The sequence below is a fragment of the Fundicoccus ignavus genome, from assembly GCF_009659375.1.
In the GTDB taxonomy this organism is placed as follows: Bacteria; Bacillota; Bacilli; order Lactobacillales; family Aerococcaceae; genus Fundicoccus; species Fundicoccus ignavus.
Window position 1 is genome coordinate 44,734 of sequence record NZ_WJQT01000009.1, and the last position, 14,426, is coordinate 59,159.

The following is a 14,426-nucleotide window of genomic DNA, read 5'->3' on the forward strand; positions in this document are numbered from 1 at the left end:
TCAAAAGAAATTTATCGTTTATGTTTTTATCTGTTATCGTTGCTTTTCTTTCTTCAGACAAACATTAAAGTAGCTAATTATCATTATATTTTTGATTTCTATCACAATATTGATTAGGACGTATTCTATCGTGTCAACTCAGAATTGCAGTCGACACATTGAGTAGGTTAACGTGCTAACTCAGTCGACCAGTCGACACATTAGATTCAGATGTTCACTATTTATGCACATTTTTATCCGAAACTTCTCATTTTCCACAAGAAAATCCCCACATTACCAACTGAAAAACCGCCAATATTTTATATTTTTTCTTATCGTGCCAACTCAGAATTCCAGTCGACACATTGAGTAGGTTAATGTGCTAACTCAGTCGACCAGTCGACACATTAGAAATAATTTTCTCAAAGCAAGTGCGTTAAGAAGTTCCTTTTCACCTTCCACCCCATTGGAACACTCGAAAGTAGTCCGAGGACTTTGAATTCCGTTTAGCAGTTTTACCTTGATTATATCGCTTTACTTTTGTTGGAATATTTAACGTAGATCAGCGATTTGTTTTCCACAACGGTATCGGCGTAGCTTGCTCTGACTATGAGCCTAGCCGATTGAGCTGGAAAAGCACGAACGTCACAATCATCAATAGAGCGTTGAAAGCGACCACCGCCTTGGAAAATAATCAGCTGAGCGAAGTACAAAGCTTGGTAATTCAACGTTAAACTTATACAAGCTTCCAATACATAAAAAAAACTACTCACATTCAATGATTTGAGTGCGAGTAGTTTCGAATAGTATTTTGGCTAATTAAATCATGGTGATTAAGGCATTGAGGCCGTAAGTTGGGCCTTCGCCACGTGCTGAATGGAGGGCTGGACTTTCAATGGTTGATTGACGTGAAACGTCGATTTGATGGTCTTTGAGGCCATTCGTTAATAATAAAAAGCGGTTAGCATCCAGCATGCTAAGTTTAAATTTATCGCTTTTAGGTTGCGGTTGGAAAAACTGGTCACGGTCCGGGAAAGCTGAGAAGGCTGCATAAACTTCAGGGCCGACTTCATAATTAGCTTGGTCAATCGAAGGACCTAAGTAGGCTACCAAGTGTTCACGTTGGCAATGGAAATCTGTTTCCATACGTTCAATCGCATGCGACGCAATTTCTTGCACCGTTCCACGCCAGCCAGAATGTAAAAGTGCTTGAACTTTCTTAAAGGGATCAAAGAGCACAATGGGTGTACAATCCGCATATTTAATCAATAATGCAATTTCTGGACGATCGGTAATCAAACCATCTGTGTCAGGGAAGGTTTTACCGTATAGGCCATCTTGGCCTGTTTGACCGTCACAATATTCAATGTTAACGCCATGAACTTGCGTACCGGAATATAAAGCTTGTGGCTGAATCCCCATCGTCGCTAGGGCACGATTTGCATCTTGAATGACTTGCTCCCCTACTTCTGCTTGTCTAAAATTATAGGCTGAACCCGCCACATAATGCGACAAGCCTGCTTGAGTCAATTTAATTGAGTGCATTCTTCTATCATCCATCCTTTCAATTCTGCCTGAAGCTTCACTAACCTCTTCAGGTTATTCACCGTTTAATTATAATAAAAGACACGAATAGATACAAATCCCCATCAGATATCTGATATAATAGGACTTATTATCCAAGAAGGGCTTGAATGATATGGATCAACACATTAAACACATTATTGAAAATTACCATGCAGAACCATACGGTGACCAACGCTATTACTCTGTTTTACTACCTTTAATTGACGTAGACGGTGAGACACATGTCTTATACGAAGTCAGAAGCCATAAAGTTTCTCAACCGGGCGAAACTTCATTTCCAGGTGGACGCGTTGAAGAAAACGAGTCTTTCGAGACAGCCGCGGTAAGAGAAACGGTTGAAGAATTGAATGTCGACCCTGCTGAGATCGAAATCTTTGGCGAAATCGATTATGTTGTGAGCGACTGGGCGGTCATCCATTGCTTTGTCGGACGCTTGAATGTCAAACTAGAAGACATTCAACACAATGAAGAAGTCGAACGCTTATTTACTGTGCCACTAGCTTACTTACTTGAAAACGAACCAAAATATTACACGATTCGCGCTAAGTCTTTATTCGAAGACGAGTTTCCTTTCCATATGTTACCCAATGGACCGAATTATAAATTTAAACACAGTGTCCATAAAACACCTTTTTACAATTTGCCGAACGAAAATTTATGGGGTTATACTGCTAACCTTACGCATCGTTTCTCACGAATTCTCTTGGCAGATGGTTTTAACTTAAAGTAATAAGATCCTCACTACGTCTACACTGAGGTCAAGTTTAAGATAGAGGAGGATATTGTGTGACAATCGAAAGTTATTTAATGGTCGCTACCACTTTAGTCTTCGCGATACTCGTCGGGCGTGGCTTTATGAAAGCCAATATTCCCGGCGGTTTATTGGTAGGTGTCATGTTGGTTTTTGCGACCATGCAGGTCCTTACCGATCGTATCTGGGCGCCTGTTGGAACGAAAGAAATCGCGCAAGTTATTGCCGGCAGTTTCATTGGCGCTTCCTTGTCGGCGGCTGACTTGAAACGCCTACCGAAATTATGGAAGGCCTTCGTGACGATCATCAGTGGTCTGATTGTATTGAATATCGTCATTGGTTTTGTCTTAACGAAAGTCAGTGATCTTTCTTTGGTGACAGCACTTTTTGCTTCCATTCCAGGTGGGATGGGCACCATCCCAATTATTAGTGAAGATTACGGCGCCGAACCCGTTGTGGTGACCGTGATGCAATTTATGCGCATGGTGATGGGGATTGGTGTATTTCCTTCACTGGTCGTTAAACTTAATCAACACCTCAACACCGATAAAGACCAAACATCACATCTAACTAACGGGCAAAATACGCTAATAAACGCAACTCGCAGTAGTCAGCGCCCAGCCTTAAATAGCTTATTTGCTTTAATCATCGCCAGTCTATTCGCTTGGTTAATTAGCCAAGTAGTCACCAGTTTAAACTTAATGGTCCTAGCCTTAATCGGCATGGCGATTCTCAATTTAACGGTTGGTGTAAAGCCACTTCCGGTCGCTTACCGACGCGTAGCACAAGTGCTATCTGGTTGGTATGTCGGAACAAGTTTTCACAGTGAACAATTGAGTGTCTTGATGGACTTGTTGATACCAGTCTTAGTGCTCATCCCGATGTTCTTACTAGGTTGTCTGATTTTAGGCTACCTCGTTCATAAGTTCCAAAAGATGCCCCTGACCGATTCGATGTTATCCGCTATTCCAGCCGGTGCTTCCGATGTCGTCTTAATTCTCGGTGACTTGAATATTAAAAATTCTGACATTGTCGTCCTGCAAGTATTACGTGTCATTGTGGTGACGAGTCTCTTTCCGCAAATTGCAGCTATTGTGGCTTATTGGTTTGGTTAGAGTTTAGGATGAGAAAATTATAAAGGACCTCACAGCTGTGAGGTCCTTTTTTACTATTCGTACTATATTTGATATTCGCCAATTCGATTCCAATTTTTATCATGAAGAATAATACGCGCTGGAACACCTACTGCAGTCGCATAAGGTGGTACATCGTGTAAGACCACAGCACCCGCACCGACTTTCGCATGGTGCCCGACTGTAATGTTACCTAATAAAGTCGCATTCGCTCCAATTTCTGCATCGGGATGAATACTTGGATGACGCTTCAAGCCTTTCTCACTACCCGTACCACCTAAAGTCACTCCGTGATAAAGCTTCACACGATCTCCTACAATCGCCGTCTCACCGATTACGACACCCATGCCGTGGTCAATGAAAATATCTTCACCTAATTGTGCGCCAGGATGAATTTCGATCCCCGTCTCTTTCCGAGACAACTCAGACAATTTACGCGCTTCATATAACTCTCCCGCTTGATACAAACGGTGAGCTTCATGATGATCCATTACCGCTTTAAAACCTGGGTATAAGTCGTAAACTTCTTGCCAACTTGTGGCTGCTGGATCTTTTTCATAAATAAATTTCGCTAAAGAAATAGCTTTTTCTTCTAATTCGGCGGGATACTTACGCTTGTCCATCGCCAAAGAACCCTGTTGATAAATAACGCTCACCACTATCTGGTAATACTACCACTACTTTTTTACCTGCGCCTAGTTCCTTCGCCAAACGTAAAGCCACTGCGTAATTCGCACCTGAAGAAATTCCAGCTAGAATTCCTTGCGTTTTAGCTAAGTCCACTGCAGTCGCAATCGCTTCTTCGTTAGACACTGTATCAATTTTATCAATGACTGATTGATCTAATATTTCTGGAATAAAGTTAGCGCCTAAACCTTGAATCTTGTGAGAACCTGCTGTTCCTTCAGTTAATAAAGGTGAACCTTCTGGTTCAACTGCCCAAACAACTGCTCCTTCTTTTTCAGCTTTCAAGACTTGACCCACACCTGAAACTGTACCACCTGTTCCGATTCCAGCTACAAAACCATCAACATCTGGTAAGTCAGCTAAAATTTCACGTGCAGTTGTTTCAGCATGTGCCACCACATTCGCATCATTTGTAAACTGGCCAAAGACTACTGCACCACGTTCTTTCGCAATTTCTTCGGCTTTTTCACCTGCTAACTTCATACCACCTGAAGCAGGCGTTAAAACTAATTCAGCACCATAAGCTTGAATAATTGTACGACGTTCAATACTCATTGAATCAGGCATGACAATCACAATGTTAATCCCTAAAGCTGCACCAATCATCGCTAAACCAACACCCGTGTTTCCACTTGTTGATTCCACAATCGTGCCGCCTACTTCAACTTCCCCTCGATCTAACAGATCTTGCACAATATATTTAACCGGACGGTCTTTAACCGAACCGCTTGGATTATTCTTTTCTAATTTCACATAAACATCTGCATACTCTGCATCTAAACCATTAATTTTAACCAGGGGTGTATAGCCAATTGCGTCGACAATATTTTCAAATAACATACTAAAATTCCTCCTAATAGATTAATTTACATACAAAAGATTATTAGAATGTTAACCTTTTAAAATCCTAAAGTCAATATGTTTGCTCATAATAATTTAATTTATTTCCCAAAATAGGCGTACAAATCTTGACGATTCACGGAAAAACAGCTTTAAAAATATTTTCGCTTCGTCATACACAAGTGGTTGTATAAAAGTCGTTTTGCGATGAATTATTCGACACTAAGACGCTTTTTATTTTCCTAAAAGCATTTCGTGAGTATCTTTATTTTCTAAGATAATCCATGTTGACATAAAGAATTCTTTACAACTAGTAACATCAGAGTTAAGAAAAAAAACATACAAAATATCCACCATTACTGAAAGTGTAAATAGAGGTGAAATAAGATTCCTAAAACTCAAGTTTTTACTCATCGCAATTGGGATTATCTCTTCACATGTTTCTGTAAAATATTCTTTTTTAACTTTTTGCTTACATTTTCAATATTATTTTAACAATTTGTACGTACTTTCTAGGCGTTTGCGTTTGGATTGGGGTACAGATACGCAAAAACTTGCTACTTCAAGTTTCTAGACGATTGTTTTGGACCTTCGGCTAGATTAGCACTTATTCTGGTCGATTCTCTTGGACCTTCGGCTAGATTAGCACTTATTCTGGTCGATTGGCTTGGACTATCGGCTAGATTAGCCTGTATTCTAGTCGATTCTCTTGGACCTTCGGCTAGATTAGCACTTATTCTGGTCGATTGGCTTGGACTATCGGCTAGATTAGCCTGTATTCTAGTCGATTCTCTTGGACCTTTGGCTAGATTAGCCTGTATTCTAGTCGATTCTCTTGGACCTTTGGCTAGATTAGCCTGTATTCTAGTCGATTCTCTTGGACCTTCGGCTAGATTAGCACTTATTCTGGTCGATTCTCTTGGACTATCGGCTAGATTAGCCTGTATTCTAGTCGATTCTCTTGGACCTTTGGCTAGATTAGCCTGTATTCTAGTCGATTCTCTTGGACCTTCGGCTAGATTAGCACTTATTCTGGTCGATTGACTTGGACTATCGGCTAGATTAGCACTTATTCTGGTCGATTGGCTTGGACCTTCGGCTAGATTAGCGCTTATTCTGGTCGATTGGCTTAGACCATCGGCTAGATTAGCGCCGTTCTTACGCCATGCCCATTTCCATAATGAACACTCACCCTTTTAGCGCAAGAAAGCCTTGAACTAGCCTAAATCCATTAAGTTCCACTTAGCCGTTTCAACTTGATTATTAAGCGTAGCTCTACACCTTGTTGTCCAAAAGCGGTATCAAGGGCAATCAGCTCGGAATCATGTCTCAGTTGCGAAAACTGGCGCACGATAGACAATGAGTCGTGTCTCATGGTGCACGACGATTGTATTAGATCCACAAGAAGTTTAAATTGTGTCGGCCTGCAGGTCGACACACCTTTTGCTCTTCGATTTTATTTATTAAAGCAATAAGTATAATCAATTTCCATAACAGTGTACCTTGGATAAACAATAAGCTGAGTGAAGCAAAAAGCTTGGTAAATCAACTCTAAACAAAAAAACAACCTATCACCGATTGGCGATAGGTTGTTTGAAAGCCTAAAATTATTTCGCAGCGTTTGCGTCTTTGAGACCGTATTTTTTGTTGAATTTGTCCACACGTCCGTCTGCTTGTGTAAACTTTTGACGTCCTGTATAGAATGGATGTGAATCAGAAGATGTTTCAACACGGATTAATGGGTAAGAGTTTCCGTCTTCCCATTCTACTGTCTCGTTAGAGTTTTTAGTAGAACCTGTGATGAATTTGAATCCTGTTGATGTATCCATAAAAACAACTTTACGGTATTCTGGATGAATTCCTTGTTTCATTATGTGTACTTCCTTTCTGCCCTAAACTATTTGCTAGTATAGAGTTAATTCATTTGCTACTGTGCAACACTAGAATAATACCATGATTAGACTAGAAATGCAAAGGAATTTTTTGATTTTTTTAGTTAGCGATTTCTTGGCTTTCAACCGAAACAATCGTATACTGGCCACCGTCTTCTGTCAATACATAAACGCGACTCTGAGCTGAAATAGCTTCAACCCCTGCTAAAGTATAAGTGTATTCTTCGGTAGTCAGCAAAACAAGCTGTCCACTCTCGTTTACTTCTGCACTCAAGATTTCGTATGTCGCGGTATTATAATAAATGCTGTTTGACGCTACGTCATTTAAAATCCAAGTTGCAGTCGTGTTGTACCATTCGGAATCAGTTCCATAGTTATTCAACATTTCAGGCGCACGGAAATTCACGGCATCTATAAACGTATTTTGGAAAGATTGTAACCAGATTTCGGCACTTTCTACTGGTGTGCGGCTCGCGATACTCGCTCCTTGACTTGCTTCGATTTCAGTTAATTCAGTTAACAAAGCTGTGTCTTCAGCAAGTGATACTTGAATATCTTGACCGTCCACTAAATTCACTTGTTGATCTGCACTAGTAAAGGCTTGGCCTAAGTATTCCCCTTGAACAGAGACGGTAAAGCTTTGACCGACATAACCGTTTAAGGTAATAATATCCGAGTTATACGTTTGGCCATCGATGGTAAAACTCGTTGCCTTCATTTCTTGTGGATAGGCTAAGCCTAAATTATCCGTTGCTAACATTAGGCGGTTCTCAACTTGTTTTAAAGAAATCGAGAGTGCACTACCTGATAATTTTGAATAATCTAAATCAATGCCAATTTCGCGCGCTTCACCATTTTCGCTAATACTAATAATAATAAATTCTTCACGGGGTTCAATTACAATGGGATCTCCAGCCGTAATGGGTTGAGCAGCATGTGATAACGTTGTAATTGCGATATCACGGTAATCGTTCGGAACTGATAAGGCAACCGTCAAAGGTTGCACATACAGTTGATACTGAGGGAATAAACCGAGAAAACTCGGTTCAGTATCCACCTCAAGTAATAGGCGACCCTCATGACTGAGCTCTGTTTCGTCAGGATTGGCACTTAACAAGGCTGGCAGGTCTATCTGTGCCTCTGCATAATTTGTGACCATCCCTTCAACATCGTCAGCCGTCCAGGCGTAACCATTTGTATTAGCTGTTAAACTGGCTGCTTCTGCGTAATTTTGACTAAGAATTGCCTCACTATAAGACTGATAAACGGCTGATGCTGAAGGCCCACCGAATAAATATTGATAACCAAGAAAGGCTGCTGCAGCAATTATCAGAATAATTAAAATCGTCACGATCCAACCAAACCAGCTACCGCCCGATGAGTGTTCTTTTTTCTTTTTATTTTTCTTAGATGAATGTTTTTGCGTCGTATCTTGCATGACTGGGTCCACCTCAATATAAGCTGGCACAAAGACTTCATCATCTAAGTCTGTTTGCTCTGGCCGATCACCGCTAACACCACTACTATTAGTCACATTCGTTGATGATCCAGCAATGGGTGCAGTAGCCTCTGATTCTGAAATGAATTGATAATCATACAAACGATGGTTACAGTTCTGACAGAATGAATAATAATCCGGATTCTTATGTCCACAATTTGGACAATCGATGGTTGAAACAACCGCGGCTAGTTCAACATCTAAGCTACGACGCGCTTCTCTCTCGCTAGGTCCAAATGTTTCTGGCGCTATATAGACAGGTTCACGTTTGAAAATCGGATTGTCATGGTAAGACACACTGTTTCCATCATTAGGTGGTGTGCTTGCGTCAGGATGCTCTACTGCTTTTTTGGCTGAACGTCCTTCCCGTGAGCCAATAGCTGAATTAACATCAGGCGCTGCTTTTGCAGTCTGATCCGCCCCATGCTGTGGCTGAGCTGGACTAATTAAATCTGTTTCATTTGTTGTCGCTGCCTGACTTGTCTCATCTACTGCAGAAGTAACTGTTGTTGGAACTTCAGCGCTTGGCGGTTTGCCTTCTACTGCTACCCAACTACTCGCTCGTTTTGGTGGTGCCAGTTCTACCTTTTGCTCAACAAACTGAGCTAATAGCTTATCTTTTTTGGCCGCTCGCCAATTCGTTCTGTCAGCGTCTAAGTCGATATCTGAACTAATATTCGCCAAAGTATCTGCCATATAGACTTCCCCTGTGTCTGCTCGGCTAATATCTTTATCAGCAGATTGACGCGGATGGGGTGTGGCATCAATAAAAGCTTCACTCGGATAATCGCTTGTCTTTGCCAGAGTGTCGGACGCTCCCTCATTCAAGCTGACCTTGTCTTTCATTTTCAATGTGCGAGGATTTTCGGTTGTCAAATCAGTTTGAACAAACTCCAAATCTTCCAAGGATGGGCGCTGACTATTAGCTGCTGGGCTAACAGTTGACGGTATCTCTCGTCCCAAATCCATCAAGGCACCACACTGATGGCAGAATTTTGCTTTGTCTAAATTCGCCGCCTCACAATTTGAACACTTCTTCATTGCTTCATTCACCTCATTGTAATAGTATCAATATTCAATCTTTATTATTGCTTGTTTTTTAGATCATTTAATGACTAACTTCTGTAATAATTAAAGGTATGGCCTGCTCCAAGTCTTGTGGTGCTACTTGTACAGAAAAGCCACGTTTGCCCGCACTAAAGGTGATGGTTTCAAAGTTCAACGCACTCGCGTCCAGAACCGTTTGAAATTGCTTCTTCATCCCAATAGGCGAACAACCACCATGCACATAACCAGTCAAAGGCAATAACTCCTTCTCTTTAATCATCGCAATGCTTTTCTCACCAACCGCTTGAGCCGCCTTTTTCAAATCCAATTCAGCCTCTACTGGCACCATAAACACATAATGCGCGCCAGATTTAGCTTGAGTGACTAACGTTTTAAACATCTGTTGAGGTGCAATGCCCATCTTCGTTGCAACATCCACACTGTTATGCACATCAGACCCCAAATATTGATGAATGTCATAGGAAATTTTGTGCTGCGTTAGAATTCGCATTACATTCGTTTTCGTTACCTTGGCCACGCGACTCCCCTCCATTTACACTTTCCCCAGACGGGTTATAAACTAATTTTATCATATCGCATGCTATAAAGATAACTAAGAACGCAAGTTTCTCAGCAAATTTTCATCTTGTCAGAATATTTCCCCACACCACTTCCGCCAATTAGCCTCCCCCCTAACAAGACTTACGCCAGTAGCTTTAGTGTGAATGATGCTACTTTGGTGGAAATTTACCGAGCGATTCCTATTAGCTTAGGCGAGTGAGGATGTATTTGGGCAGGGAGTTAGTTGTGGATCAGAAAACCTCGAACGAGGCCGAGGACTTTAAATTCCGATTAGCAGTTTTAATTTGATTATATCGCTTTGCTTTTGTTGGAATACTCAACGTAGCTCAGCGATTTGTTTTCCAAAGCGGTACAAAGGGCAATCGGAGTAGCTTGGTGTGACTTTGAGCGTAGCGAATTAGACACACCCTAGCCGATTGAGCTGGAAAAGCCCTCACAACCGCGAGGCTTTGAAAGCGACCACCGCCTTGGAAAACAATTAGCTGAGCAAAGTACAAAGCTTGGTAAATCAACATACAACTTATAAAACCTTATAGGATAATAAAAACACGAGCTGCTAGGCCCGTGTTAGGTTGATTATTTAAGGACAATCTTCTCGAATTGTGTAAAGAAGTCATCGTTGTTTTTCGTTTTACGTAAGAGTTGAATCAATTGATCCGTGTATTCAAGTGCATCGCCTTGCATCATTTTGCGTAGGCGCCAAACTTGTTCAAGTTTATTGGCTTCAATCAATAATTCTTCTTTACGTGTACCTGAACGTTTGATGTCAATAGCTGGGAATATACGACGCTCAGCCAATTGGCGAGATAAGTGTAATTCCATGTTACCCGTTCCTTTGAACTCTTCGTAAATCATGTCATCCATACGGCTACCAGTGTCAACCAAAGCTGTCGCTAGAATCGTTAATGATCCACCACCCTCGATATTACGGGCTGCTCCGAAGAAACGTTTCGGGAAGTAGAAAGCTGCTGGGTCTAGTCCACCACTTAACGTACGACCTGAAGGACGTACAACCAAGTTATAAGCGCGAGCTAAACGTGTGATACTGTCCATTAAGACGACGACATCACGACCATCTTCCACTAGACGCATTGCACGGTCCAAGACTAATTCCGCAATTCTTACATGATTTTCGGGCTGTTGATCGAATGTTGAAGATACGACGTCTGCTTTGACGCTACGTTCGATATCTGTTACTTCTTCTGGTCGTTCGTCAATCAATAGAACGATCAATTCAACTTCTGGATGGTTGTGCTTAATGCCATTGGCAATTTCTTTTAGAATAGTTGTCTTACCAGCTTTCGGTGGCGACACAATCAGTCCACGTTGACCGAAACCAACGGGTGACACAACATCAATCAGACGGTTTGATAAACCTTCTTTTTTATATTCGAGTTTGATTTGTTCGTCAGGATATAAAGCTGTTAAACCTGGGAAGTGATCACGTTGCTTCGCAGCTTCAGGGTCTTTGCCATTGACCGTTGAAATTTGCATTAAACCGTAATAACGTTCGTTGGCTTTCGGTGGACGCGCTGGTCCTGCAACCTTATCCCCGTTTCGTAAATCAAAACGACGAATTTGTGAATTTGAAATATAAATATCTTCTTGACTCGGTGAATAGTTAATCGGTCTTAAATAACCGAAAGAATCGTCTGAACGAATGTCCAAAACTCCTTCTACTTGGAAGAAGCCTTGTTTTTCCTCTTGAGTTCTCATTACCGCCAAGGCCAATTCTTTTTTACTTAATTGGCTATAGTTCGGAATATCTAGCTCACGTGCGTAAGCATATAATTCCTTTACTTCTTTTTCTAATAATGTTTCTAACGAAAAAGCGTCCGCCATGCGATGCCTACTTTCTTTCTTTTTTTCTACTTTAGTGATTGTTTGAGTGATTATTTAGCTAAACTTACTCGTGTATGATTAAGCTTCTTCTTGACCATCATCAAACATTTCAATATCGGCACCCAATGCACGTAATTTACCTACGATATCTGTGTAACCACGTAGAATGTTTTCAACCCCTGTAATTTCAGTTTCACCATCAGCCATTAAGCCAGCAATGACTAAACTTGCGCCTGCTCTTAAGTCGCTCGCTTTAACTGGAGCACCTGATAATTCAGAAGGTCCTTCTACGCGAATGATGTCGCCATCAACACGAATGTTCGCGCCCATGCGGTTCAATTCAGGAATATGTTTGACACGTTGCGGGTAGATTGTGTCCATGATTGTTCCTTTACCCATTGCTTTAACTAATAAAGGTGTAATCGGTTGTTGTAAGTCTGTCGCAAAACCTGGATAAGGTAATGTTTTCAAGCTAACCATTTGTAGGTTATCAGATTTATGAACTAAGATGCTATCTTCACCGATTTCCATCTTCGCGCCCATCTCATCTAACTTCGCAATATAACTTTCAATGTGTTCATAGATCACGTTATTCACACGAACTTCGTCACCCATTGCGACAGCTGCTGTTAAATAAGTTCCCGCTTCAATACGGTCTGGAATAAGTGTATGACTTGTTCCATGTAACTTCTCAACACCTTCGATACGAATAACACTCGTACCTGCACCACGAATTTTCGCACCCATTTTAGTTAATAAAGAAACTACATCAATAATTTCTGGTTCACGTGCTGCGTTTTCAATCGTTGTTTTACCTTCAGCTTTTACAGCTGCTAGAATCGCATTAATCGTTGCACCAATTGATACAACGTCCATATAAATACGCGTTCCTTGTAGACCTTTTGGTGAAGTCAGTGTAATCACACCAAAATCATCATCCACTTGTGCACCTAATGAACGGAAAGCTTTAATATGTTGGTCAATTGGACGCGGTCCTAAGAAACATCCTCCAGGTAAACCAATCACACCTTCACCAAACTTAGATAAAGTTGCGCCCATGAAATAATAAGAAGCACGTAAACTTTGGATTTTACCAGTTGGCATCGGAATTGATGCGATATTTGTTGGATCAATCTTCAACGTATTATCTTTAAATTCAGTTTTGACATTAAAATCATTCAGAATATCCAACAAAGAATACACATCTTGAATATCCGGAACACCTTCTAAAACAACTTCTGAATCTGCCATAATCGCTGCTGGAATTAAAGCAACCGCACTATTCTTCGCACCATTAATCGTAATTTCACCAGTCAATGGCTTCCCACCACGAATGACTAATTTCTTCATACAAACATAAACTCCTTTAAATATAGTAGATAGTCATACTCACTGAGTATTCTCTAAAATTCTCGCCTTGAACAACTCTTTTAAGTGTTCATTCAAATCACTGATAACATCCCACTGCTGCTGATCTGTTAAACCAGCCGCATAAATCAAACGCATCAATAAAGCATGCATAGCATCCGAGCTCATATTCGCTCGTTCCTGCAACCATACTTCATTCACAAATAATACCTCATGCGCCACAATATTACGCAAATTCTTTTCAATTTGACGAACAGCAAACGCCGTCTCCTTAATCTCGTCATCATCTGCATAGTCCATTAATAACTTCAACAAATGACTCGAACTCACATAATGTTTATAATTAAAATTATTACCATAATACTTATGCCACGTACGCAGCACTCGATTTCGCTTTTCCTCAATCTTTGCCCGATTCCACTGCAAACCCTTATAAATCTTGCGTCCATCCGAAGTCTCCTTCGTCACTCGCACTAAGAATCGATCCAAATCCGGAATTGCATGCTCCATTACCACCAAACGTAACACATCCACCAACAAAGGCGTCAAGCCACGCAAATAATCCGAAAGCTCACGCTTCGATAAATTTAAAATTAAATTATGCGTATAACTATAAACTTTTCGCTCAAGGAAAGAAGGTTGAAGTAAAAAATCAAGATGAAGTTTCGGAGCTAAAGCCTCGACTGTTTCCAAGTCGACACTTATCAAAGCTTGAAGTAAAGCCAACGTATCACTAATCTCAGGAGAATTCCACTCCGGACGAGTCGCTAAAAACTCCTCCAATGGAAGATACTGGAAATAATCCAACATATGCGCAACCAAAGCTCCGTCAACTCGAAGCTCCCAAGTCGAATCAGATACTTCTCTCACACAAACGCCCCCCTAAAATGATTACCCCACTATTTTAGCACAATAATCACCCAAGGAATATTAAAAAAGCCTAACCTAACCAATTCTTAAAGCCTGTGTAATAAACCCCTCATACTTCCAAAAGACGCTTCACCATCGCTAAACGTTCAAGTAACAGCCTCAGCCCTTCCCAAAACGCCTATTAAATGTGCTTAGCTCCCCAGACAAAAGTATTACAAATCCCAGTCCTTCCCACCATAGCAGAAAAGACTAACCTAACGATTTTACCAAAACTTTCCTAAAAAGCAACCTTTATCAAGCTTTCTTTAAGCATATTGAATAAATAATAGATGTTAGGTAGGTTAAGAGGT

At 40.9% G+C, this 14,426-nt stretch carries 12 protein-coding genes; 3 read left to right on the top strand and 9 right to left on the bottom strand.

Translation table 11 applies throughout. The annotated features are described in order from the left end of the window. Positions 1–798: 798 nt before the first annotated feature. The gene (locus GF867_RS07460; protein ID WP_153832483.1) at positions 799–1,524 is read right to left on the bottom strand and encodes a purine nucleoside phosphorylase YfiH/LACC1 family protein; all 726 of its coding nucleotides are present in this window, start codon (positions 1,522–1,524) and stop codon (positions 799–801) included. A 154-nt stretch (positions 1,525–1,678) separates the two neighbouring features. Here GF867_RS07460 and GF867_RS07465 point away from each other — a divergent pair, with 154 nt between their 5' ends. Together GF867_RS07465 and GF867_RS07470 are read left to right on the top strand one after the other, a co-directional pair. Further along, the gene (locus GF867_RS07465) at positions 1,679–2,296 is read left to right on the top strand and encodes an NUDIX hydrolase (RefSeq protein ID WP_153832484.1); all 618 of its coding nucleotides are present in this window, start codon (positions 1,679–1,681) and stop codon (positions 2,294–2,296) included. Positions 2,297–2,352: 56 nt separating this feature from the next. Beyond that, the gene (locus GF867_RS07470) at positions 2,353–3,432 is read left to right on the top strand and encodes an AbrB family transcriptional regulator (protein ID WP_153832485.1); all 1,080 of its coding nucleotides are present in this window, start codon (positions 2,353–2,355) and stop codon (positions 3,430–3,432) included. A 62-nt stretch (positions 3,433–3,494) separates the two neighbouring features. On the opposite strand, the gene epsC is transcribed toward GF867_RS07470, so the two are convergent. Both epsC and cysK read right to left on the bottom strand, forming a co-directional pair. Continuing rightward, positions 3,495–4,073, bottom strand: coding sequence for a serine O-acetyltransferase EpsC (gene epsC, locus GF867_RS07475; RefSeq protein ID WP_153832486.1), 579 nt, complete (start codon positions 4,071–4,073; stop codon positions 3,495–3,497). Further along, on the bottom strand, positions 4,060–4,977 hold the full coding sequence (cysK, locus tag GF867_RS07480) for a cysteine synthase A (protein ID WP_153832487.1): 918 nt from the start codon (positions 4,975–4,977) through the stop codon (positions 4,060–4,062). The genes epsC and cysK overlap by 14 nt, the downstream gene beginning before the upstream one ends. 531 nt (positions 4,978–5,508) lie before the next feature. On the opposite strand from cysK, the gene GF867_RS07485 reads away from it, so the two are divergent. Then, complete coding sequence (locus GF867_RS07485; protein ID WP_153832488.1) at positions 5,509–6,021, top strand: hypothetical protein; 513 nt, start codon at positions 5,509–5,511, stop codon at positions 6,019–6,021. A gap of 563 nt (positions 6,022–6,584) precedes the next feature. On the opposite strand, the gene GF867_RS07490 is transcribed toward GF867_RS07485, so the two are convergent. From GF867_RS07490 to GF867_RS07515, 6 genes are all read right to left on the bottom strand, one after another. After that, positions 6,585–6,848: a type B 50S ribosomal protein L31 gene (locus GF867_RS07490; RefSeq protein WP_153832489.1), complete on the bottom strand. Its 264-nt coding sequence runs from the start codon at positions 6,846–6,848 to the stop codon at positions 6,585–6,587. A gap of 121 nt (positions 6,849–6,969) precedes the next feature. Further along, positions 6,970–9,408 (bottom strand): zinc ribbon domain-containing protein, encoded by a 2,439-nt coding sequence (locus GF867_RS07495; RefSeq protein ID WP_153832490.1) that lies wholly within the window; start codon positions 9,406–9,408, stop codon positions 6,970–6,972. A 67-nt stretch (positions 9,409–9,475) separates the two neighbouring features. Then, positions 9,476–9,952: a Cys-tRNA(Pro) deacylase gene (gene ybaK, locus GF867_RS07500; protein ID WP_366927790.1), complete on the bottom strand. Its 477-nt coding sequence runs from the start codon at positions 9,950–9,952 to the stop codon at positions 9,476–9,478. 620 nt (positions 9,953–10,572) lie between these two features. After that, positions 10,573–11,838 (bottom strand): transcription termination factor Rho, encoded by a 1,266-nt coding sequence (gene rho, locus GF867_RS07505; RefSeq protein ID WP_153832492.1) that lies wholly within the window; start codon positions 11,836–11,838, stop codon positions 10,573–10,575. A 78-nt stretch (positions 11,839–11,916) separates the two neighbouring features. Further along, positions 11,917–13,188, bottom strand: a complete 1,272-nt coding sequence (murA, locus tag GF867_RS07510; RefSeq protein WP_153832493.1) for a UDP-N-acetylglucosamine 1-carboxyvinyltransferase — start codon at positions 13,186–13,188, stop codon at positions 11,917–11,919. A gap of 39 nt (positions 13,189–13,227) precedes the next feature. Beyond that, positions 13,228–14,076: a hypothetical protein gene (locus tag GF867_RS07515; RefSeq protein ID WP_153832494.1), complete on the bottom strand. Its 849-nt coding sequence runs from the start codon at positions 14,074–14,076 to the stop codon at positions 13,228–13,230. Positions 14,077–14,426: the final 350 nt, after the last annotated feature.

Bases quoted from the DNA above. Each gene is read 5' to 3' on its own strand.
- GF867_RS07460 (WP_153832483.1), bottom strand. From the start codon at position 1,524: ATGCACTCAATTAAATTGACTCAAGCAGGCTTGTCGCATTATGTGGCG.
- GF867_RS07465 (WP_153832484.1), top strand. From the start codon at position 1,679: ATGGATCAACACATTAAACACATTATTGAAAATTACCATGCAGAACCA.
- epsC (WP_153832486.1), bottom strand. From the start codon at position 4,073: ATGGACAAGCGTAAGTATCCCGCCGAATTAGAAGAAAAAGCTATTTCT.
- cysK (WP_153832487.1), bottom strand. From the start codon at position 4,977: ATGTTATTTGAAAATATTGTCGACGCAATTGGCTATACACCCCTGGTT.
- GF867_RS07490 (WP_153832489.1), bottom strand. From the start codon at position 6,848: ATGAAACAAGGAATTCATCCAGAATACCGTAAAGTTGTTTTTATGGAT.
- GF867_RS07495 (WP_153832490.1), bottom strand. From the start codon at position 9,408: ATGAAGAAGTGTTCAAATTGTGAGGCGGCGAATTTAGACAAAGCAAAA.
- rho (WP_153832492.1), bottom strand. From the start codon at position 11,838: ATGGCGGACGCTTTTTCGTTAGAAACATTATTAGAAAAAGAAGTAAAG.
- murA (WP_153832493.1), bottom strand. From the start codon at position 13,188: ATGAAGAAATTAGTCATTCGTGGTGGGAAGCCATTGACTGGTGAAATT.